The sequence below is a fragment of the Coprococcus comes ATCC 27758 genome (genome assembly GCF_025149785.1).
Lineage (GTDB): Bacteria > Bacillota > Clostridia > Lachnospirales > Lachnospiraceae > Allocoprococcus > Allocoprococcus comes.
Genome location: NZ_CP102277.1, coordinates 1,449,510 through 1,472,918, shown reverse-complemented (window position 1 = coordinate 1,472,918; position 23,409 = coordinate 1,449,510). Strand labels below are relative to the sequence as shown.

General features: G+C 43.0%; 20 protein-coding genes and 1 pseudogene. All 21 read right to left on the bottom strand.

Translation table 11 applies throughout. From position 1 onward, the window contains the following. Nucleotides 1-21 precede the first annotated feature (21 nt). The 21 genes and pseudogenes from ybeY to NQ556_RS07115 all read right to left on the bottom strand — a co-directional run bounded on the left by ybeY (nucleotide 22) and on the right by NQ556_RS07115 (nucleotide 23,375). Nucleotides 22-516: an rRNA maturation RNase YbeY gene (gene ybeY / locus NQ556_RS07215; protein ID WP_008370797.1), complete on the bottom strand. Its 495-nt coding sequence runs from the start codon at nucleotides 514-516 to the stop codon at nucleotides 22-24. Further along, a complete protein-coding gene (locus NQ556_RS07210; protein ID WP_022219964.1) occupies nucleotides 513-1,520 on the bottom strand; it encodes a PhoH family protein in 1,008 nt (335 codons plus the stop codon). Before NQ556_RS07210 ends, ybeY begins: the two co-directional genes overlap by 4 nt. Before the next feature lie 3 nt (nucleotides 1,521-1,523). Continuing rightward, nucleotides 1,524-2,774 (bottom strand): sporulation protein YqfD, encoded by a 1,251-nt coding sequence (locus tag NQ556_RS07205; RefSeq protein WP_044998698.1) that lies wholly within the window; start codon nucleotides 2,772-2,774, stop codon nucleotides 1,524-1,526. Nucleotides 2,775-2,789: 15 nt separating this feature from the next. After that, nucleotides 2,790-3,032 (bottom strand): sporulation protein YqfC, encoded by a 243-nt coding sequence (gene yqfC, locus NQ556_RS07200; RefSeq protein WP_022219963.1) that lies wholly within the window; start codon nucleotides 3,030-3,032, stop codon nucleotides 2,790-2,792. A gap of 100 nt (nucleotides 3,033-3,132) precedes the next feature. Continuing rightward, the gene (locus NQ556_RS07195; RefSeq protein ID WP_008370802.1) at nucleotides 3,133-3,936 is read right to left on the bottom strand and encodes a hypothetical protein; all 804 of its coding nucleotides are present in this window, start codon (nucleotides 3,934-3,936) and stop codon (nucleotides 3,133-3,135) included. A 188-nt stretch (nucleotides 3,937-4,124) separates the two neighbouring features. Next, entirely contained in the window at nucleotides 4,125-4,340 is a 216-nt protein-coding gene (locus NQ556_RS07190) for a FeoA family protein (protein WP_008370804.1), read from the bottom strand. A gap of 336 nt (nucleotides 4,341-4,676) precedes the next feature. Continuing rightward, entirely contained in the window at nucleotides 4,677-5,513 is an 837-nt protein-coding gene (locus NQ556_RS07185; protein WP_022219962.1) for an MBL fold metallo-hydrolase, read from the bottom strand. 177 nt (nucleotides 5,514-5,690) lie between these two features. After that, complete coding sequence (locus tag NQ556_RS07180; RefSeq protein WP_055297353.1) at nucleotides 5,691-6,854, bottom strand: RNA-guided endonuclease InsQ/TnpB family protein; 1,164 nt, start codon at nucleotides 6,852-6,854, stop codon at nucleotides 5,691-5,693. Continuing rightward, nucleotides 6,802-7,380, bottom strand: a pseudogene (locus NQ556_RS07175) (IS607 family transposase); the annotation flags it as partial. The pseudogene NQ556_RS07175 and the gene NQ556_RS07180, both read right to left, overlap by 53 nt. 53 nt (nucleotides 7,381-7,433) lie before the next feature. Then, the gene (rlmH, locus tag NQ556_RS07170; protein ID WP_022219903.1) at nucleotides 7,434-7,913 is read right to left on the bottom strand and encodes a 23S rRNA (pseudouridine(1915)-N(3))-methyltransferase RlmH; all 480 of its coding nucleotides are present in this window, start codon (nucleotides 7,911-7,913) and stop codon (nucleotides 7,434-7,436) included. Nucleotides 7,914-7,952: 39 nt separating this feature from the next. Continuing rightward, nucleotides 7,953-9,995 (bottom strand): HelD family protein, encoded by a 2,043-nt coding sequence (locus NQ556_RS07165; RefSeq protein WP_022219902.1) that lies wholly within the window; start codon nucleotides 9,993-9,995, stop codon nucleotides 7,953-7,955. 2 nt (nucleotides 9,996-9,997) lie between these two features. Further along, nucleotides 9,998-10,672, bottom strand: coding sequence for an HAD family hydrolase (locus NQ556_RS07160; protein ID WP_022219901.1), 675 nt, complete (start codon nucleotides 10,670-10,672; stop codon nucleotides 9,998-10,000). A gap of 255 nt (nucleotides 10,673-10,927) precedes the next feature. Then, entirely contained in the window at nucleotides 10,928-12,313 is a 1,386-nt protein-coding gene (gene gltA / locus NQ556_RS07155) for an NADPH-dependent glutamate synthase (protein WP_022219900.1), read from the bottom strand. After that, entirely contained in the window at nucleotides 12,313-13,200 is an 888-nt protein-coding gene (locus NQ556_RS07150; RefSeq protein ID WP_022219899.1) for a sulfide/dihydroorotate dehydrogenase-like FAD/NAD-binding protein, read from the bottom strand. Before NQ556_RS07150 ends, gltA begins: the two co-directional genes overlap by 1 nt. Nucleotides 13,201-13,493: 293 nt before the next feature. Further along, complete coding sequence (locus NQ556_RS07145) at nucleotides 13,494-14,675, bottom strand: iron-containing alcohol dehydrogenase (RefSeq protein WP_022219898.1); 1,182 nt, start codon at nucleotides 14,673-14,675, stop codon at nucleotides 13,494-13,496. A gap of 295 nt (nucleotides 14,676-14,970) precedes the next feature. Further along, on the bottom strand, nucleotides 14,971-16,344 hold the full coding sequence (locus tag NQ556_RS07140) for a chitobiase/beta-hexosaminidase C-terminal domain-containing protein (RefSeq protein ID WP_173699830.1): 1,374 nt from the start codon (nucleotides 16,342-16,344) through the stop codon (nucleotides 14,971-14,973). 33 nt (nucleotides 16,345-16,377) lie between these two features. Then, nucleotides 16,378-18,045 (bottom strand): formate--tetrahydrofolate ligase, encoded by a 1,668-nt coding sequence (locus NQ556_RS07135; RefSeq protein ID WP_022219896.1) that lies wholly within the window; start codon nucleotides 18,043-18,045, stop codon nucleotides 16,378-16,380. A 32-nt stretch (nucleotides 18,046-18,077) separates the two neighbouring features. Then, on the bottom strand, nucleotides 18,078-20,732 hold the full coding sequence (locus NQ556_RS07130; RefSeq protein WP_204575921.1) for an FtsK/SpoIIIE family DNA translocase: 2,655 nt from the start codon (nucleotides 20,730-20,732) through the stop codon (nucleotides 18,078-18,080). A gap of 143 nt (nucleotides 20,733-20,875) precedes the next feature. Beyond that, on the bottom strand, nucleotides 20,876-21,607 hold the full coding sequence (locus NQ556_RS07125; protein ID WP_055260573.1) for a ClpP family protease: 732 nt from the start codon (nucleotides 21,605-21,607) through the stop codon (nucleotides 20,876-20,878). A gap of 248 nt (nucleotides 21,608-21,855) precedes the next feature. Beyond that, nucleotides 21,856-22,617: a CFI-box-CTERM domain-containing protein gene (locus tag NQ556_RS07120; RefSeq protein ID WP_204575920.1), complete on the bottom strand. Its 762-nt coding sequence runs from the start codon at nucleotides 22,615-22,617 to the stop codon at nucleotides 21,856-21,858. Between the two features lie 23 nt (nucleotides 22,618-22,640). Next, complete coding sequence (locus NQ556_RS07115; RefSeq protein WP_022219892.1) at nucleotides 22,641-23,375, bottom strand: YebC/PmpR family DNA-binding transcriptional regulator; 735 nt, start codon at nucleotides 23,373-23,375, stop codon at nucleotides 22,641-22,643. Nucleotides 23,376-23,409: the final 34 nt, after the last annotated feature.

Below are 23,409 nucleotides of genomic sequence, written 5' to 3'. Positions count from 1 at the left end.
GTTAAAACCTCATACTTTTATCTATCTTGTAATTCCCAGCATCTCCAGAACTTCCCGCTGTTTCTTTTCCATCACGAGCCGTTCTTCATCTTCCATATGGTCATAACCTAACAAGTGCAACATACTGTGCGCAATAAGGAAAGCAAATTCACGTTCTACCGAATGGCCATATTCTTCTGCCTGTTCCTTTGCGCGCTCTTTGGAAATCACAATATTGCCGAGCATCAGTTCTCCGGTCTCCGGATCAAATGAACTGTCATCTGTATCCAGATATGCATAATCAGCCGGTGACGGGAATTCCGTCATCGGAAATGACAGGACATCGGTTGCACGGTCGATTCCGCGAAATTCCAGGTTCATCTGTCGGATCTCCTCATTCATCGTAAGAAGAAGTTCTACCTGCGCCTCGTACGGACACTTCTCATAATCCAGGACTGCATCTGCAACTTTTGTCGCCAGTTCTTCATAAGGCAGCTTTAAATCCAATGCTCCCTCATCCTCTAAAAATAGTCTCATCTTGTTCCTCGTTTCTTTCTGTCTCTAGTGTGGGATTTTTTCTGTTCCTGCTTTTGCTCGTATTCCTCGTACGCTTTAACAATCCGCTGTACCAGCGGATGTCTGACAACATCCCGGCTGGTCAGACGGCAAATCGAAATATCTTCCAGATTCTTGACTACACTCACTGCCACATCAAGTCCGGATGTCTGTCCTGCCGGAAGGTCTTTCTGTGTAGAGTCTCCGGTGATCACGACTTTGGATCCAAAACCAATACGTGTCAGGAACATCTTCATCTGCGCCGGTGTGGTATTCTGTGCCTCATCCAGAATAATAAAAGCGTTGTCAAGGGTTCTGCCTCGCATATAGGCAAGAGGCGCAACCTCGATCAGCCCTTTTTCTGAATTCTTGATAAAGCTTTCTGCTCCCATGATCTGATAGAGTGCATCATAAAGTGGTCTTAAATATGGATCGATCTTGCTCTGCAGATCTCCCGGCAAAAAGCCAAGCTTTTCTCCTGCTTCAATTGCCGGACGTGTCAGAATGATACGCCCCACTTCATTGCGTTTGAACGCCGTGATTGCCATTGCCATCGCCAGATAAGTTTTACCGGTTCCGGCAGGGCCAAGGCCAAAGGTGATCATCTTTTCCCGGATCGCATCCACATATTTCTTCTGTCCGAGCGTCTTTGGTTTGATTGGCTTTCCCTGAAGTGTATGACAGATCAGGTCTTTATCAATTGTCAGAATATCTTCCGCGCTGTCTTCCATCGTAAGGGACAGGGCATAGTCTACATTCTGCTCCTGGATCGTGTTTCCTCGCCTGGAAAGCTCGGTAAGCTGCGACAATACCTGCTGCGCCCTCTCTACATTCTTTTCCTCTCCAAGGACTTTCACCTTTCCATTTCGTGCGATCAGTGTAACATGTAAAGCTCTCTCAATTTTTTTTGCAAATATATCGAACTGGCCAAACACATTTTTTTCATGTTCAGCCGGTATGTCTATCATGGTCTCAAGAATTCCCATAAATCAGTTTCCTTCCTGCTGTATATTTTCTGCATCTGCCTTCGGCAGTTCATGTACCGTTCCTTTTTGTACAATTCCGAACGGTCCGGATAAAACCAGTTTTCCCTTTGCCGAATACCGGTTCGTCTCCCTGTATATTTTAACATCATTCTCTGAAATTTGAACCCCTTTTTTCTCTAATCGGGCGCAAAACTTCTCAAAATTATAGGACAGAATTTCTCTTGCTTCCCTGTCTGTATAAGAAATCTCCTCTTTTCTGCTCTCTTTGCTCCGTTCAACTCTTACCGAGACCGGAAATGGAAAGTGTCTCTCCAAATACAGGATATATCTGCAGGTCAGCGCATTATATTCCGGGTAAGGTAGCTCCCGCCTGCCAAAAAGATACAGCCTTCCCGGTGTTTCTATCCAGAACCTCCAGCTCTTCTTGCCGGTATCTTTCCATACCGGATGCAGCCTGTCAAGAATATCTGTATACGCAACCGTTGTCTGTGCTATTATGTCTGCATCCGATACCCGGTACTGGTATCCTGTCACCTCATCTGAATCATTCTTTACTTCCACACTTCCACTCACAAGGATCTCTCCTTTTTTTACCTCACTGCCTTCCCGGACAAGCGGATTCCCTTTTCGTGTAATGATCTTCTGAATGATCCCGTCCGCTTCTGCCACAATATCCATCGGCGCTTCCGCCTCAGCTTCTGTCTGCAGCTCCTTCCGGTCAGGATTCTCCCTGACTTTAATCTTCAGGCAACTCCCATGAACATAGGCTGAAACCCAGATAATATCGTCGTATTCCATACGAATATCTTTTTCAATCCGGTCACAGTCTACATTCTTTTTTGCCATTCCACAGGCAATTCCCTTTTCTGTCAGAAAAGAAAGTAAAACCTCATCTGTCCTTGCAAGGTTTCCATCAATCTGAATCCTCCATATAAAAGAAGAAAGCAGAAAGATCAGACAGATTGCGATGACCGATCCTGTAAAAAAAAGCTTCCGTCCACGGTATTTATGTATAAAAAACGGGACTCCTCTTTTCTGGGTGATCCGTACCTTTGCCCTGCTCTTCCTGACCATTGGTCGCAGTCTGCGGAAATCCCGGACGCGGATATTCATCTCATATGCCCCTTTTGCCGGTCTCAGATTCCAGAGAAAAATCCCATGATAACAGCAAAGATTTAAAAAACGTTCCGGTGAATATCCTTCGACTCTGATGCGCAGGTATCCGGCAAGATTATTCAGAATATATCGCAGCATCTTCGTCATCCCTTCCTAAGAATACTCAATTTTCTCTACCTTTCCGGTAATCTTCATATCGGTTGTTGTATAGTAGTTGATCTCAAGTGATTTCCCTGTGATGCGAATCTGCCCGCTACGTACATTTATACGGATCAGCTGTTCGGTATATTCCAGAATTCCACGGTAATTCTCTATATTCACTTCATAATGCCCTGTAAGAGTCAGAATCGGGACACCCAGCACCACATCCTTCGGCAAATTTGCTGCATCTGCCATGCGATACCTTCGTGTCCCGTCTTCTTGTTCGGATCTCTGTCTCATATTGCCGCATATACCGTTTTGTTGACAGTGTATGCTTCAGAACCACATAATATTCCTATGCTGTATAATTGCTGAATTTTCCCGGGAGCAATCTTCCCGCACATGCATGAATTTCGATCCGACCTTTTTCTCCGGCAATAAACTTTAATACCGTTGTCTCATCTGACGGTTCCGGTGTCGGTCTGCCAATCGTAAGCACATTCTTCTTTGCGTAAGTTGTAAAGGTATATTCACTGCCCGGCTGCAGAGAACAGATGGGTCTGCCATTTAAGAAAAATGCATCCTGTCCGCCGGTATAACCGCCCTCTTCTTCGATAATACGGATCGTTGCCGGAGCAAAAAGGCAATCCGGTTCCTGCTGTGTCTGTCCCCAGACATTCTGTTGATTATCCCAGCCGTTCTGATTCTGGTTCCATCCATTTTGCTGATTATCCCAGCTGTTCTGGTTCTGGTTCCATCCATTTTGCTGATTATTCCAACCGTTCTGATTCTGGTTCCATCCATTTTGCTGATTATCCCAGCCGTTCTGGCTCTGATTCCATCCACCTGACTGATTATTCCATCCATTTGGCTGGTCTTCTGGTCTGTAATTTCCCATCGGTGCTTTTTTTGCAACCCAGTAAGAAGCGAAACCGCCAATTGCAGCTCCGATAATTCCAAAAAAATATGCCCCGTAAAATGCATTATCACCTGCATTCAAAAGCTGCATCAGCCAGGCTCCGACAAAAGTACCGGTAAATTCAAGGCCAAACCACAATCCCAGTGTCAATGCACGATATTTTTTTGGATTCTGTCCTCTTTCTATCGCGTGCTTTCCATTCACACGCCAAAGCCATATAAGACAAATAATTTCTAACATTTGTTTTCCCTCTTTCGCGCTTCTATTTTGTTACATAAAAGTATTATATCTTCAATCGCAGCTGAAAACAATCCATTATTCTGTGAAAACTTTATAAAATCGAACAGACTGGATCCTCCATGATCCGGATATACAAAAAATCGATCCTACTTTTCCTGTGATTGTAAGATCGATTTTTCATTTCTTTGTTATACTTGAATTCTCGCGGCGGCATCCTGGCTGATAGCGAACCGCTTCTGGTCAGATGCTATAATCATCATACCGCTGGCATCATTCTGGATCACATGGATTTCGCTGCCCTCTTTGATTTTGAATTCCTTTAATTTTTCCAGCACCTCCGGTACTCCGAACATCCATTTGATCGTGTACCATTTTCCCGGAACAGCTGTTGATAATGCCTGCATTTTTACACCTTCTTTTTTTCTCCTTTGACTTTACTACAGTATACTCGTTTTCATATTGGTTAGTCAACGGCAATGTTTTTTAGTTATTATATACACAATTCAATTCAATAGCCATATTTAACAATTATTTTCAGAATTCAACTTCTGTTTTATCACCCTCACTATAAGCTGGTTCTGGAAGAAAATCTGATCAAGGCAGACGAGCTGGATGAAATTCTGGATGCTTATGCAATGACCGAACCTGAAGTCATACTCATAAAAGAAGCAATGTAACAAGACAAAAGCCCCAGGATCTATCAACTCATTACCCGTGATAAATCCTGGGGCTTCCTTCATTTAAAATACCACCGTTTCCCCTGTTCCAAGTGCATGTACCATTTCGCCAAGTTCTTTTTTCAGAATCCCGAATGCAATATTTCCGGTACAGTGACCGGTATAGATTTCCTCTACGCCAAGCCCTTTCAATTCCTGCGCAGTTTCCACAACCTCTTCCTCTGGTATGGCAAGTGTATCCATGCCCGAAAGCTTCATCATATGAAATCCACCGACAACCGCATAGACCTTTTGCCCGCCGAGTGCCATCTGCACTTCTCGCACAATATTGACAATTCCCCCATGGGAACAGCTATTAAATATCACCAGTCCTTTTCCCGTCTCAAAAACCACACTCTGCTCATGTGCAAAATCATCTGCAATAAACTCTTCACCGATTTTCCGGTACATGTGCGCCCTGCGTCCCATCTCATCCAGACCGCCGGTAAAATGCGGTACGACCCAGACGCCTTTTTCAACTTCACAGACTGCATTTAACGGACGGAACCGCTCTTTATAATTTTCCAGAAGATGCTGCGGAATTCCAATATATTTATCTTTTCCTTCTGTCCGGTAAAAACAGTTCTCAGCAGACGTCTCCTGCATATAGACCGCTGCTTTGTCATTCTCCTTAAAAAACTCCTCGAAACCGCCACTGTGGTCATAATGTGCATGGGATAAAAACGCCGTATCTACTTTCGAAAGATCAATCCCCAGCTCCTTTGCATTTTCTGCAAAGAGCGCTGTTGCGCCAGTATCCAGAAGGTACGTCTTTCCCTCATATTCGATATAAACCGACAGTCCATGTTCTGCACAAAGTCTGCATCTGGAACTGTTTTCTACTAATACTACCATCTTCATATGAATCAGCCGTTACTGAAAATTTATAAAAAGTTACAAACTTCTATGTTTCATTCCTACTTCAACGAGTATGCTTTTGATGATATAAATATCTATCTACTCACAAGTTCTTGTACTCTCCATAGGCGTAAATTCCGGACTAACGTATCCGTACATATTTGCATTAACGTTTCAGTGTCAGCTTGCAAATCGTTCTCCATAACCCTTAAGATTTATTGATGCCTGGAAATCTCTGTCAATTATATTCCCACACTCACATCTATATTCCCTGTCAGATAATTTCAAATCTTTTTTGATATTTCCACAACAGCTGCAAAGCTTTGATGATGGATAAAACCGATCAGCCACAATAAGCTGGATCCCTTTATCACTGCATTTGTATTCAAGCTGTTTTCTAAACCAAAAAAATCCTTGTTCCTGAACTGCTTTGGATAAATGTCTATTTTTCATCATTCCGCTGACATTCAGATCTTCAATACAGATAAATCTTGGTTTTCGATTTACGATCTCAGATATGGTCTGATTCAAATAGTTTTTACGGATGTTTGTTAATCTGTGATTTCGTTTTAATAAAAGTTTTTCCTTTTTGATTACATTATTGGTTTTGCAGTAACTTTCCCCTTTCTTATTCTTCTCGTAAGAACGAGAGATACTACGCTGTAATCTGCGTTTCTGTTTTTCTAGTTTCTTTACTTTCTGACTCTTATTAATGTTCTTATATTTAACAGCATCAGAGCAGACAGCCAAATCTTTGATTCCTAAGTCTATACCAACTCCATCATCATTAAGTGTTTCCTTGCAATCAGGAAATTCCACACATACACTGATCCACCAGTTCAATCCGTCAAAGGATATTCTCGGATTCATATATTTAACATCTGTTGGAATACGTCCATGTTCTGCAAGTCTTACCCAATTCATTTTCTGCTTATTTGCTTTCCTGCTGGAAGAAAAGCCTTCAAACTTAACGTGGGTATTACTGAATTGTATCTTAACATTGTCCTGATAGAACTTCGGCATTGATCTCTTTTTAGACTTGAATCTTGGGAATTTTTGCAAACCCTTGAAAAAGTTCTTATACGCAGTACAGGCATCTTTGATTGCCTGTTTGGTTACATTATTTGAAATATTCAGCAGCCATGCGTATTCATCAGAATGTCTGAGCTTTGTAAATTCTTTTCTGAGTTCTGAATCTGAAATGAATTTGCCACCTTTTTCATAATTTTCTTTTTCCCTGGCCAAAGCCCAGTTATAAGCAAATCTTGAAGCACCTGCGTACTGAAACATCTTAGTTTTCTGTACGTTGTTTGGTATCAGCATTACTTTTATGGCTTTTACCATCTGTTTCCTCCTGTATCAATTCCCGGATAAGTTTCTTAGCTTTGTTCGCTCGTTTTCCTTGTAATTTGCAGCTGAATACTGTGATTATTTGAACCAGATCTTCAACAAGTTCCTGCTGTTCAGATTTTTCAGTATTATCAATAATCTCAATCTCACAATTATAAAGTGAAGCGATATATTCTATCAACTCAAAACCAAATCGCAATAGCCTGTCTTTATATAAAACAACAACCTTTTCAACTTGATTTTGAGAGATTCGTCTAATCAATTCCTGAAGTCCTTTTTTCTTATAATTAATCCCAGAACCGACATCGCTTATTATCTCAAACGGCTGTCCTTTTGCCAAAAGATATGTCTTAACATTATCAATCTGTCGTTCCAAATCATCTTTTTGTTTATGGCTGGAAACGCGACAATATCCAATTGTAATGCGATTTTTAGGCTTTACATTTATTACCTGGTTGAGTTGCTCATCAGAATAATATCTATAGCCACTTACTGTAGTATGATGCGGATGAAGTTTTCCATATCTACTTATATGATTTTATAATTTATCTTTAACTGTTAATGACCTCTTTTCTATTTGTGATAGGGTTCTCCCGACATGATCCGGTATCCACGGTAAATTTGCTCTAGCAGGATTACACGCATCAGTTGGTGCGGAAATGTCATTTTTGAAAAACTAAGTGCATAATCCGATTTTTCCAGAACTGCCTTCCCGATCCCTATGGATCCGCCAATCACAAAAATAATGTGACTGGTTCCCTGAATGCCAAGTTTTTCAATTTTCTCTGAAAATTCTTCGGAGGTCAGCTGCTTTCCGCCTATCTCCAGTGTAATAAGATATGCATCCTCACGGATATATTTCAAAAGACGTTCGGCCTCTTTTTGCCGGATCATTTCCTCTGCATTTTCACTGGCATTGTCCGGTGTCTTTTCATCCGCCACCTCAATGATCTCCAGCTTGCAGTAGCGGCTCAGTCTCTTCGTATATTCCGCGATCGCATCCCGCAGATACTTTTCTTTTATTTTTCCAACCGTCAGTACGGTTATCTTCATCCTGTTCTTTCCTCTCTTTCGCTGTATCAGTCTGTACAGTTATGCCCTTTCATACATATAAAGCTCATGCAGTGCTCTTGTTGCACAGATGTATTTTGCCTGCCCGGTCATCGGATTTTCTCTCTTCGGGAACACGCCGAATACCTGATCAAATTCCAGTCCCTTTGCCATATAGAAAGTCGTTACTGTCACGCCTTTTTCAAAGGTACTGCTGTCCCGGTCAATACAGTTTACCGGAAGTCCACGGTTTGAAAGCATCCTGGTCATTGTATACGCCTCGTCCATCGTCTCCGTCAGAACTGCGGCGGTCTCATATTTATCCATTCCGGCATCTGCCTCCCGGATAAGTTCATTTAACAGTTCCTCATCCGAATCAAATGTCTTTTCGGTCACTGGTTTGCCATGACGCTCCAGATATTCCAGATCCTTTTCCCCGGTAAATTTCGCTGCATACTCTGCGATTTCAATGGTATTCCGGTAACTTTTATTCATGATGATCTTGCGGATCGTACGTCCGAAAATCTTCGGCAGGAATGTCAGTACATCCTGCATCTGACTGTCCAATGTCTGCGCCCGATCACCAAGGATCGTCATCCGGCAGGAAAACAGCCGGGACAGTACCACGTACTGCAAATATGAATAATCCTGCATCTCGTCGATCACCAGATGCTTGATATGCTTATGTCTGGTTCCTCCAAGCATCCGGTATTTGAGATAAAGTACCGGAAATACGTCTTCATACTGGAGTTTTCTGTTCTCATACGGAATTTTTGCCAGTGTCTCATACCCACTGTCCTCCAAAAACCAGTTATATATTTTGTAAATATCACGGGTGACATACATCCGGTTGAATTTCTCCCGGATCTCTTCTACCTCATCTTCCGGAAGATTCCGGTTATACAATGTCTCGTATTCATCCACCAGATATTCCATCACCGCATCCATTCTTGTAAGGATCGGAATATCCTGAAATTTGAAATAGAACAGATGGATCAGCTCCTCTTCGGTTTTTTCCAGAGTACGGATCTTAACCGGCTTAAAATCCATCAGCTGATCTTCCAGAACTGCCAGAAAGCCTTCCATCTCTCCGACAAATCCGGCAGACTGCTTCTTCAAATAGCTCTCCCGGATTCCCATCTCCGGAAAATGGATCAGCTTCTCCAGATAATCATAACGGTCCTCACAGTCCGATACGATTCCTTTCAATTCTCTGTACGCAAACAGATCAAAACTCATCTCCTGGATATTTTCTTCTCCAAGCTCTGGCAGAATGTGGGAAATATAATCCGCAAATACGCTGTTCGGTGAAAGGATCAAGATATCCGATGCTTTTAAATTTTTCCTGTCGTGATACAAAAGATATGCAATCCGGTGCAGTGCAACGGAGGTTTTCCCACTTCCTGCGGCTCCCTGAATGACCAGAACTTTGTCCTTTACATTCCGAATGATCTCATTCTGTTCTTTCTGGATAGTACGGACAATATTCTTCAGTTGTACATCCCCGTTACTTCCAAGCTCCTGTTTCAGGATCTCATCATCAATCTTGGTGTCACTTTCAAATGCATAAACCATCTTTCCTTTCTTGATCTTATACTGCCATTTGGAAGTAATCTCCCCTTCAATGGTTCCTCCCGGTGCTTCATAAGAAGCCTGTCCTCTGTCATAATCATAAAAAAGACCGCTCACTGGCGCCCTCCAGTCGTAGATCAGTGGCGTCATTCCTGCCTTAGGCGCAAAATTGCCGATTCCGATGTAAAAACTTTCGCTTTCTTCTTCCCCCTCAAAGAGAAAATCCACTCTTCCGAAATATGGGGAGTCGATCATTTTCTTAAGGCGCTGTTTTTTCATCAGACGCTCATTGTTCGCATTAACTTCTCCGAGAAGTGCCTGCTGATTATCATAATTTTCATAACCATACTCATCCATTTCCGTATAGTTTTCCCAATAATAATCATGCATGCTCTCAATCTGTTTTTCTCCTTCAAGAAACGATGCGTTGATCTCGGTAATGCGTGTCTTCAGTTTCTCTTCAACCTCTTCCAGAAACCGAATCTCACTGTTCATTGCGTCGCTGTTACTCATATTCAAACCCTCTCATGATTACATCTTCCGATGATTTGTGCAATCTCTTCCGGCATCTTTGCAATGTAATCTGCACCGGCACTTTGAAGCTCCGCAAGATCTCCGTATCCATACAGGACACCGATCACCTGGATCCCATTCTCCTTTGCACCGTAGATATCATTATTTCTGTCACCGACCATAACGACCTGATCGTAATTCTCCCTTTCTACGCCCAGGTTATCCAACGCATACCGGATCACATCTGCCTTCCGGATCAGTGATCCATCCATCGTAGCCCCGTAAATCCCTGCAAAATATTTTGCAAAGTCAAATTTGTCTGCAATCCTTTTTGCATACTCTTCCGGCTTGGATGTTGCCACTGCAAGTATATATCCTTCATTCTCCAAGGATTCCAGTGTCTCCGCAAGCCCTTCATACACCGAATTCTCAAAAATGCCTTTCACCGCATAATATTCCCGGTAATACTTTACTCCAAGCAGTGCCTCTTCCTCAGACATCCCATAATATTTCTCCATTGATTCCGTCAACGGCGGTCCGATAAATTTCTTTAAAGTATCCCGCTCACCAACCTCCCGGTTCATTTTATTCAGCGCATACTCCACCGAATTCATGATCCCCGGTCCCGATTCCGTAATCGTCCCATCCAAGTCAAATAAGATATATTTATACTTCATAATAACCCTCTTTCACAAAATAATACTTTTTTTATTGTACCATTTTTAACTCTTCTTGTCCAGAAACCCTAATCTCCAAACCTCCTTTAAAATCAGCCAAAACACACAAACCAGCGTCTATTTCTCCGCCCTTTATAACCGCCAGTTTTCTCCCCTTTGCACAACTTGAATTGGAACGATTATTTTTTTCAAAGTGGTCTACACAACCTATACAAAAACCGCAGTCCCTATCAAAGGAAACTGCGGTCATAATCCTTATTTATTTGAAAGATACTCGTCGATACCTCTTGCACCAGCTTTTCCGGCTCCCATAGCAAGGATTACTGTAGCTGCACCTGTTACGGCATCTCCACCTGCGTATACGCCTTCTTTAGAAGTCTTTCCGTGTTCTTCGTCTGCAACGATACATTTCCACTTGTTAACTTCCAGTCCTTCTGTTGTAGAAGAAATCAGCGGGTTCGGTGATGTTCCGAGTGACATGATAACTGTATCAACATCGATCACGAATTCAGAACCTTCAACCGGTACAGGACGTCTTCTTCCTGATGCGTCCGGTTCACCAAGTTCCATACGAACACATTTGATTCCTTTTACCCATCCATCTTCTTCAAGGACTTCTACCGGGTTTGTCAGTAGGTCGAACTGTACACCTTCTTCTTTTGCGTGATGAACTTCTTCTACACGGGCCGGAAGCTCTTCTTCGCTACGACGATATACGATATGAACTTCTGCTCCAAGACGAAGTGCTGTTCTTGCAGCATCCATTGCTACGTTACCACCACCAACAACTGCAACTTTCTTACCAGCTGCGATCGGTGTATCATAAGAATCATCAAACGCTTTCATAAGGTTACTTCTTGTCAGGTATTCATTTGCAGAAAATACACCGTTGGCATTTTCTCCCGGGATTCCCATGAATTTTGGAAGTCCTGCTCCTGATCCGATAAATACTGCTTCGAATCCTTCGTCTTCAATCAACATATCAATTGTAGTAGATTTACCGATTACAACGTTTGTCTCAAAGTGAACACCAAGCTCTTTTACTTTTGCGATCTCTTTTGCAACGACTTTCTGTTTTGGAAGACGGAATTCCGGAATACCATATACAAGTACTCCACCGAGTTCATGAAGTGCTTCAAATACAGTTACATCATAGCCAAGCTTTGCAAGGTCGCCTGCACAGGTAAGTCCTGCAGGGCCTGAACCGATAACGGCAACTTTGTGTCCGTTCTTCTTGTCAGCTCCAACCGGTTTGATGTCATGCTCCAGAGCGTAATCAGCAACGAATCTTTCCAGCTTACCGATAGAAATAGATTCTCCTTTGATACCACGGATACATTTTCCTTCGCACTGTGATTCCTGAGGACATACACGTCCACAAACAGCAGGAAGTGCAGAAGACTGTCCGATAATCTTATATGCTTCTTCGATATTGCCTTCTTTTACTTCATGAACGAATGCAGGAATATTGATTCCTACCGGGCATCCCTGAATACATTTAGCATTCTTACAGTTGATGCAACGGCTTGCTTCTTCCATTGCCTCTTCCTGATTATATCCATAACATACTTCTTCAAAATTTGTTGCACGTACCTTCGGATCCTGTTCTCTTACAGGTACTTTCTTTAATACGTCTGCCATTATTCGTCACCTCCGCAATGACCGCATCCACCGTGATGTGTGTCACCTTCCTGTAATTTCAGCATAGCTCTGCCTTCCTGAGTCTTATACATCTGCTGTCTCTTCATTGCTTCATCAAAGTTAACGAGATGTCCGTCAAATTCCGGTCCGTCTACACATGCAAATTTGATTTCATCACCTACATGGAGACGGCATGCGCCACACATACCTGTTCCGTCTACCATGATCGGGTTCATGCTGACGATAGTCGGAATTTCGAGTTTCTTTGTGAGCAGACATACGAATTTCATCATGATCATCGGACCGATTGCAACACAGACATCATACTTGTTACCTTCTGCAACAAGTGCTTCGATCTTTGTTGTTACCATACCTGCATGTCCGTATGTACCGTCATCTGTACATGGGTAATAATTTCCTGCAACTGCTTCCATCTCTTTTTCGAGAATCAGCATATCTTTTGTCTTAGAACCAACGATAACATCTACATCGATCCCATGTGCGTGCATCCATTTAACCTGCGGGTATACAGGGGCTGCACCAACACCGCCGGCTACAAATAAGATCTTTTTATTCTTCAGACTCTCAATATCCTCTGAAATCAATTCAGATGGGCATCCGAGCGGTCCTGTGAAATCTCTGAAAAAGTCTCCTGCTTTTAATTGTGCCATCTTCTCAGTAGATGCTCCTACTGTCTGGAATACGATGGTAATTGTTCCTTCTTCTCTGTCATAATCGCAGATTGTCAGCGGAATTCTTTCCCCCTTGTCATCCATCTTGACAATTACGAACTGTCCTGGCTCACAGTGCTTTGCCACACGTGGTGCTTCTACATCCATAAGATAAATCTTATCAGCCAGTTTTTCAGCTTTTCTTATCTTGTACATTGCATTGCCTCCTAAAATATTTACTCTCTTTATGATAAATTATTGCAAAGTAAATAGCAAGTATTTCTTTTTAATTTGTTAAAAAATTATTTATGTCATAAATATAACTATCTTTTTTATCTATAAGTACTAATATTTCTTCTATAAATCTGCCAAAATTCTTCCGGTTACCAAATTTTTCAACCGTATTAAATCTTGTGCCGGCACGAATTTGTACCTGCTGACCGGATATAAAATGAGACAGACGGTCAGTATCGAGGCCGTCTGTCTCTGTAAGAACTGTATTCTCTTTTTTAGAAATCTACTTCTGTTCCATAATATGTACAGTTGAAAAGTTTTTCCATAGCTGCCGGATCGATCGGACGTGGGTTGGATCCTGTACATGCATCACCAACTGCAAGTTCTGAAATCTTTGCAATTTTTTCTTTGAATTCTGCTTCGTCAATACCGAAATCTTTCAGTGTCTTCGGAATATTCAGTTCTACATTAAATGCATCGATCTTTGCACACAGGCTGTTGATCAGCGCTTTCTCAGATGTACCCGGAAGTCCCATTCTGCGTGCGATTTCTGCATAACGTTTTGCAGCGACCGGATCTTTTGCATTATACTTAATTACATATGGAAGGTAAATTGCATTTGCGCATCCGTGCGGAATGTGTCCGGTTGAAAATGCCGCACCTGTCTTATGTGCCATAGAATGTACGATTCCAAGAAGTGCATTGGAGAATGCCATTCCTGCAAGACACTGTGCATAATGCATCTGCTCTCTTGCTACCATATCACATTTGTAAGATGCCGGAAGGTAATCCAGAACCATCTCGATTGCCTGCAGTGCAAGCGGATCTGTAAATGGACAGTTCAAGGTAGATACATAAGCTTCGATCGCATGTGTCAGTGCATCCATACCTGTGTAAGCAACCTGCTTTACTGGGAGACCCATGACAAGATCCGGATCTACAATTGCAACGTCCGGTGTAATATTAAAATCGGCAAGTGGGTATTTTACTCCGGTCTGATAGTTGGTAATAACGGAGAATGCTGTTACTTCTGTTGCTGTTCCTGATGTTGACGGAATTGCAGCAAATTTTGCTTTTGTTCTCAGTTCCGGGAAGTTGAACGGAATACAGAGATCTTCAAATGTAACATCCGGATATTCATAGAATGCCCACATTGCTTTTGCAGCATCAATCGGTGATCCGCCACCCATAGCTACGATCCAGTCCGGCTGGAACTCCTGCATAACTGCTGCACCTTTCATAACGGTCTCAACAGATGGATCTGGCTCAACACCTTCAAAAAGCTTTACTTCCATTCCTGCTTCTTTCAGATAGTTCTCAGCTCTGTCGAGGAATCCCTGACGCTTCATGGAGCCTCCTCCGACAACCAGGATTGCTTTTTTTCCTTTCAGGTTCTTCAGTTCTTCAAGACATCCTTTTCCATGGTAAATATCTCTTGGTAATGTAAATCTGCTCATTTCAAACACTCCTTTGCCCTTAAAGTATGTTATCTTTTTGACAATCATATTGTATCTCAATTCTATGCTTTTTGCAACATTTTACCACAAATAAATTGTACTTATTTCCATACAATTATACATTTTTAATAAACCATATTATTTCTACCCTATTCATAAAATAATTGATTTGTGATATATTTCACATATTTTACGCAAATTTTTCAAAAATGAAAGTAATCGAAAAAGAGTACGCTTTATCAGTCATGCTCTGACAAGCAGACGGCTTGGCATACTCTCTTCTTATAATCGGGTTTTAATCTGTATTCAGTTCATAATTTCTTCTTGTGACATCACTTAATCTGCCTTTTTGGTCCTGCAGAACAAAGCTGAAAATCGTACTTCCCGCCGGCATTACGATCGGCCCGGTATACTCCTGCGTCGCAGAATTATTTTCCGGATCCGGATCTGATCCATCCGTCGTGTAATATGCCGTATACTTATCCGGTACAACCACACTGATTGATTGGACATGGTTATACTGCCCGGTCGATGGAGTCACCGCCGGCGCATCTGCAATCGGGAACTCAACTTTATAAGTTTTACTTTCTGTCAGGCTTGGAATCCCTTTCTTATTAACAGAAATTGCTTTCACCGTCGTCTCACCTTCACCAATCTTGATCGGTTCCGTATATTTCGTACTTGAAGTTGTCGGCTCTGAACCGTCTGTCGTATAGTAGATCGCTTTTCCTTTTCCGGTCAGTTCCAGTGCCTGCACTTCATCATATGTCTCTGCCTCATCCAGACTAAACTCCGGTTCACCTGACACATAATCCTTCAGTACTTCAAGAACCGTATCACTGGTACATGCATTCAGAAGCGGTGATACCTTTTCTTCCTGTTTGGTATCAATATAAAATTCTACCGCTGCACGATAAATTTCTGCATTTCCGGACTGCTTTGCAATCTCATCTGTAAAAACTTCTTCTGCCTGATCCAGATCATCCTTGGCAATATAAACCTTTGAAATCCCTGTATAAGCTTCTGCTTTCTTCGGACTTCCAGAAGCTGCTTTTTCAAATACAGTGAGTGCGTTCTCATATTCGGAAGCTGCCAGAAGCCGGTATCCTTTCTTTACTTTTCCGGTATATGAATTTTGATAAAACAAGAAAATGAGTCCTGCCAGAACAATACACCCCGCCAATAGCATAAGCAGCATTTTCCGGCGTTTTTTTCTGGCGCGCTCTTTTCTCTTTTCTGCCCGCATACGCCGCAATCTGCGTTCTTCTTCATACGCTCTTCTCGTCTGTTCCCGCGCATCTTCTCTTTGACCCACACGTCCGGTAGCCGGTCTGACATCACTGCGTCTGACCACCGCATCTCTTCCACGCCTGGTCACAGTTTCCTGCTGGCGACGACCAACACTTCCCGAATTTCCCACACACCTGGTCTCTCCTCCAACACTTTCCCGTCTTTCATATACCGGATTTGCCGCACCAGAATAGCTGACATCTTGCTTTTCCTGCTTACCCAGATGAAGCGACATTGTCTGTGTAATGCCTCCTTTTAACTGAGCAGTCAGCATATCATCAAGTGGGTTATAATCAGGCACGATCTGTATTTCCCTGCCGCATCTAGGACAGATCAACTGATCTTCAGGCAAATCTGCTCCACAGTGCATACATTTCATTGTCTTTCGTCTCCTTCTGGTATCATACTTCTTTTAGAACAATCCGGTAATTTTACCGTCTTCTACATCAATTCCATTTGCTGCAGGTACTTTCGGAAGACCCGGCATGGTCATGATTGCTCCGGTAAGAGCAACAACAAATCCTGCTCCTGCATTTACATAGACTTCACGGATATGGATATCAAAGTTCTCCGGACGTCCAAGAAGCTTCGCATCATCGGACAGAGAATACTGGTTCTTTGCCATACATACCGGGAACTTGCCAAAGCCCATTGATTCAATTCGTGCAAGCTGTTTCTTTGCAGCAGGTTCATATACAACACTCTTTGCTCCGTAAATCTCTTTGCAGATTGTCTCGATCTTCTCTGCAATTGATAACTCATCACTGTAAATCGGATGATAATGGCTTTCTTTTGTCTCCAGAGTCTGTAATACTTTCTCTGCCAGCTCTTTTCCGCCGTCTCCGCCTTTACCCCATACTTCTGCAAGGGCAAATTCGCAGCCTCTGTCTTCGCAGAACTTACGGATAAATTCGTATTCTGCTTCAGTATCACTGACAAATGAATTCAAGGTAACCACAACTGGAACGCCGAATTTCTGCAGGTTCTCAATATGCTTTTCAAGATTTACAATTCCTTTTGCAAGAGCATCCAGATTTTCTTTGTTCAGTTCGTCTTTTGGCACGCCACCATTGTATTTTAATGCACGTACCGTTGCAACCAGAACTACTGCGTCCGGTTTCAGTCCCGCCATACGGCACTTGATATCCATAAACTTCTCTGCACCCAGATCCGCACCGAATCCCGCTTCTGTGATCGTGATATCACTCAGCTTAAGCGCCATCTTGGTTGCACGTACACTGTTGCAGCCATGTGCAATATTTGCGAACGGACCACCGTGTACCAGTGCCGGTGTATGTTCCAGAGTCTGGATAATATTCGGCTTGATCGCATCCTTTAACAGTGCTGTCATTGCACCGGTTGCATGAAGCTGGTCAGCTGTAACCGGTTCTCCGGAAAATGTATAGGCAACAATGATTCTGTCAAGACGTTTTTTCAGATCTTCCAGATCGTCTGCCAGACATAAAATTGCCATAATTTCGGACGCAACCGTGATCACAAAATGATCCTCTCTTACCATTCCGTCCATTTTATTTCCAAGACCAACTACTACATTACGCAGTACACGGTCATTCATATCTACACACCGTTTCCACACAACCTGTCTCGGATCGATTCCAAGAGCATTTCCTTGCTGGATATGGTTGTCAAGAAGAGCTGCAAGCAGGTTATTTGCCGATGTGATCGCATGAAAATCTCCGGTAAAATGAAGATTCAGATCTTCCATCGGTACAACCTGTGCATAACCGCCACCGGCAGCACCACCTTTAATTCCAAAGCAAGGTCCGAGCGATGGCTCGCGCAGAGCGATCAGAGCTTTTTTACCGAGCTTTGCCATTGCCTCTCCAAGTCCAACGGTAATCGTCGTCTTCCCCTCTCCCGCCGGAGTCGGATTGATTGCAGTAACAAGTACCAGCTTTCCATCTGGTCTGTCTTTTACTCTTTCCATCAGTTCATCCGATAATTTTGCCTTATACTTGCCGTAAAACTCAAGGTCTTCCTCTTCAATTCCAACCTTTGCTGCAACCTCGCGAATATGGAGCATCTCTGCCTCCTGTGCGATCTGAATGTCTGTTTTCATAATTATATCCTCCCTTTTTTCTTCTACGTTTCTTAAACTGATTCTTCTATGTATTGCTCAAACTGTTCCATAGACATCAGTACTTTTCTTGGTTTGGTACCTTCTTCTTCTCCTACGACTCCCGCCTCGGCAAGCTGATCCATAATCCGCGCCGCACGGTTAAACCCAATCTTAAACACCCGTTGGAGCATTCCGATCGATGCTTTGTCTTTTTCAATGATAAACTTTCCTGCATCTACAAAGTAGACATCTTTGTCGTCCTCGGAAGATGTTCCTCCCACAGATACATTCTGATTACTATTCACCTGCTTCTGGATCTCTTCACTGTAGGCTGCGCCTCCGCTGTTCTCTTTTAAGAAATCAACCACTGCCTGGACTTCTTTATCAGAAACAAAAGCCCCCTGAACACGTACCGGCTTCTGATAGCCAGCCGGATAGAACAACATATCGCCTTTTCCAAGCAGCTTCTCCGCGCCATTCATATCAATGATGGTACGGGAATCCACACCGGATGATACAGAAAATGCTATTCTTGATGGCATATTCGCCTTAATCAGACCGGTAATGACATTAACCGATGGTCTCTGCGTTGCAAGAACCAGATGAAGTCCTGCCGCACGCGCAAGCTGTGCCAGACGGCAGATTGCCTCTTCTACTTCTCCAGGTGCAACCATCATCAGGTCTGCAAGTTCGTCTACGATGATTACAATCTGTGGAAGTTTCTGTGCTTTATTCGGATCATCAATATCTTTAATGTTCTCGACTTTATCATTGTAACCTTTCAGATCACGGACATTATACTCGGCAAAAAGCTGATAACGTCTGTTCATTTCCGCAACCGCCCAGTTCAAAGCTCCTGCTGCCTTCTTCGGATCCGTTACAACCGGGATCATCAGATGTGGAATTCCATTATATACACTTAATTCCACCACCTTTGGATCTACCATGATCAGCTTCACATCCTCCGGTTTTGCTTTGTAGATAATACTCATAATGATCGTATTGATACAGACAGATTTACCGGATCCGGTAGCTCCTGCGACAAGCAGATGCGGCATCTTTGCGATATCTGATACCACCACTTTACCTGAAATGTCACGACCTGTCGCAAATGCGATCCGTGATCTACTTTTCTTAAATTCATCTGATTCCAGAAGATCACGCAGCATAACTGCAGTATTTTCCTTATTCGGAACTTCAATGCCGACCGCTGCTTTTCCCGGGATCGGTGCCTCAATACGGATATCAGCCGCCGCCAGGTTCAGCTTGATGTCATCCGCAAGTCCTACGATCTTGCTGACTTTCACCCCCATCTCAGGCTGTAACTCATAGCGTGTGACAGAAGGTCCGCAGCTGATATTAGTGATTGTAACATTCACACCGAAGGTTTGAAGTGTCTTCTGGAGCTTTGCTGCTGTCTCCCGCAGATGCGCATCCGAATCTCCGGAGGTTTTACTTCCATGCTTCAACAGACTAAGAGGTGGAAAGCGGTATTCCCTGACCGGTTTCTCACTTTTTGCAATCGTATCTGCAACAGCAGCCACCTCTTTTGGGATATCTGCCTTAACTTTTGAATTTCCGGAGACCTGTCTTTTTATTCCGTCTTCTGTCTGCACCGCTGATAAATTTTCTTCAGCCACATCTGTCTGTATATCTTTACCGGACTCCGTCTTTTTTTCTGCTTCCTGCATCGCTCCTTTTAAGAACTTCGGGAGTTTTTCTTTCACCGGCTCAAGGGGAACCGGTTCCGGATCCGGGATCAGCTCTGTAGCGGAAAGGGGCATCGCACGATTGATCACTACATCATCCAGTGCAATTTTCCCAGTCTGTTCCATAATGTGCTTTGCAGCCGCTTCTTCTGCACCGGCAAGCACGCTGCTCATATCCTTCCGGCTGCGTCTGGTAGCTTTCTTTTCTGTGCTTTCCTTTGCTTCTTTTCCGGCTTTTTCTTCTGCTTTTTCTGCCTCGTTCTCTTTTCCTCCAACTGTCGAATTAAAGGAAACGCCGCTTACCTGATAATCAACACGCATAGCTTCCCGTCTTGCCCTGCGTTCCTCAGCTTCTTCTTTACGCTTCTGCATGTCCTCTCTGGCACGGTCATACGCTTTTTCCCCGCCGATCTTCATTCCTTTTAGAATAGACTTTTCTGTGATAAGGACTACACAGATCACCATTAAAATGATCACGACAACATATGTACCCACTTTACCAATTGCCGGCACCAGTCTGACCGCAATTGCCTTTCCAACAGATCCGCCTTTTTCATCGATCAGTTCAAAGAGCACACAGCACTGAACCAGTAATACAACGCCTGCAACAGTCTTAATATATGCGATCCTGTTTCCTTTATTGGAAACCACAAACGCGACTCCACAAAATAAAAGCAGTGGAAATACATACGCCATCCAACCCATCATTCCCTGCTGCAGTGCTGCAATCTTTCTTCCAAATGCACCTGCAAGTCCGAAATTGCTGATTGTGAGCAGAATCCCTACCGCAAGTGTCACCCAGATCAGAATCTCCGTTGCAAGAAATGATTCTTCCTGCGGCACAGCTTTTGATGTGGTATTCTTTCTGGTTGTCTTCGCAGATTTTGCAGACTTTGCACTTGTCTTCTTCGTAGGCTGCCGCTTTTTCGCCGTGCTCTGCTTTGCATTTTTCTTTGTTCCGGTTGTCTTTGAAGCCATCAAACTTCCCCCTTGTATTTATACTCTTTATCTTGTAATCAAATGACCGATTCCTTCTCCTCTCTCCCCAGATATAGTATCCGGAATCAGTCATCAAAAGTGTATACTTGTACATACTATTTTATTATAGCATCCTCTTCGCCTTATGTCATCTCATAATTTTTATCAGTATTTTCCATTTTTTCATCAATCATTTCATGCAATTTATTTAATGCATCTCTTATTCCGCCAACTTCATCAATGAGTCCTTCCTCCACTGCACGTTTTCCTTCCAGCATTGTCCCCACATCTTTGACAAGCTGTGTGGAATCCAGCATCAGTTCTTCAATCCGCTCCTGTGACATTCCGGAATGCTCTGCAAGGAATCCGGTGATCCGGTCCTGCGTCTTTTCAATATTCCGCAGGCTTTGTGCCACACCGATGAACATTCCGCTTGTCCGCACCGGGTGAATGATCATCGTCCCACTTGGAACAATAAAAGAATAATCTGCCGACACAGCAAGAGGGCCACCGATAGAATGACACCCTCCAAGTACCAGAGATACTGTCGGTTTGCTTAAAGACGCGATCATTTCCGCAATCGCAAGTCCCGCCTCCACATCTCCGCCCAGTGTATTTAAGAGAATCAGCACTCCATCAGTCTGAACACTGTTCTCAATCTGTGCCAGCTTTGGAAGCAGGTGCTCATACTTGGTTGCCTTTGTACTGCCGGAAACCGTCTCATGCCCTTCTACTTCGCCGATGATCGTGAGTAGCTCGATCTGATGATTTCGACGTCGGTCAAGCGAAAGCATTCCCATTTCTTTAACATGTTCATCTTCTTCCTTTGTGGTTTCCGGCTCTGTCTCTCTGACTGCCTTTTCTTTATTTTCCATATTTTCTACAGTCTGTTCCCTGCTCTTTTTCTTGCGTATCTGGTATTCTTTTACATCCGTTTCTTCCTGTATTTTCATTGCCGCATTCCTCCGTTCTTTTTAGCTTAGTATGGACAATGCTTATGAAAATATGCAGGATTTTCGCCACAGAAATGAATCGCAGATTCTTGTACCGACACAAATCTGTACCTGATTCACTGTATATGCAAAAGAGAATGCGACTCAGCACATTCTCTTTGATTTAAACATTATGAAAATAAATATTTCCTGCGCAGGCTATATACCATATCCGTATAAAGCTTACGGCATGCCTCCAGATTATCGGATTCGATCATGGAAACACATGGGTGAAGATAACGGCTCCAGATATCTGCATATACATCTTCTGAATTTTCCATCCGGTTGATCCGGTTTACGATTGTCGGAGCAATATCGTAATACTCGGCAACAATTTCTTCGCCGCCTTTCTGATTCACCAGATATTCATCTCTGTATCTTCTCATCAGATTCAGTTCGTAACAGTCATCCGGTTTGCCAAGGCTTGCACATACGGCTGTAGTAATATAGCAGAGCCGTGATTTGAAGCCTCCCTGGATCTGCTCGAATTCCGATTTACTGATCTTTAGTTCCAGATCATGATCATTCCAGCGTTCGATCATGCAGTCTACAATCTCTTCACAAGCATCCATTCTGCCATAACGGAACATCGGGATCACATACGTAACCATGCCCAGATTATATTTCATAAGTACATTTTCTTTTTTTCTTTTTGAACTTTCCTGATCCAGTACTTCCCGCATTCTATCCGGCAGAACAGCAGCAATCTCTTCAATCTCTTCCTGTCTGTCTTCCGAATTTTCGCATTCCTGTGCAATCTCAGTAAAAAGTGGCTTATACTTCTCGTATGCATTTTTAAACGAATCCGCATAAGTCTTTTTATTGAAATCTCCGGAAATCGGAATAATCTGGTCAAACAGGTCATTCAGTCCATCCTGTATACTCTGATTCATTCAGGTTCCTCCCGGAATCGATCCTATGCTTCTTCCCAGTTATGATATACTTCCTGTACATCATCATCATCTTCAAGAAGATCAAGCGTCTTCTGAATGTTCTTGATATCTTCTTCGTTGTCCAAAGTTACCCATGTCTGTGGAATCATTGTAACTTCTGCGCTTGCCATCGGAATACCCGCTTCTTCCAGAGCAAGACGAACCTCACTGAAATCATTCGGATCTGTAAGAATTTCAAAGCTGTCCTCTTCTTCCGAAAAATCTTCTGCTCCTGCATCCAGTGCCTGCATCATCAGATCATCTGCATCCAGTTCACATTCTTCTTTATCGACAATGATCTGTCCTTTCTGATCAAACATGAAAGAAACACATCCACTGGTTCCGATATTTCCTTTTCCCTTTGTGAAAGCGCTTCTTACATTAGAAGCAGTACGGTTACGGTTATCAGTAAGTGCATCAACGATGATTGCAGTTCCGTTCGGTCCGTATCCTTCGTATACGATGTGTTCGTAGTTGTTAGCATCTCCGTCTCCGGCTGCTTTTTTGATACTTCTGTCAATATTGTCATTTGGCATATTATTTGCTTTTGCCTTTGCAATCGCATCACGGAGTCTGCTGTTGTTAGCCGGATCAGCTCCGCCTCCTTCTTTGACTGCTACAGCGATTTCACGACCGATCTTCGTGAATACTTTTCCTTTTGCTGCGTCGTTTTTTTCTTTTTTATGCTTGATATTCGCAAATTTTGAATGTCCTGACATTACTTTTTACCTCTCTTCAGTATTTTTACTATTC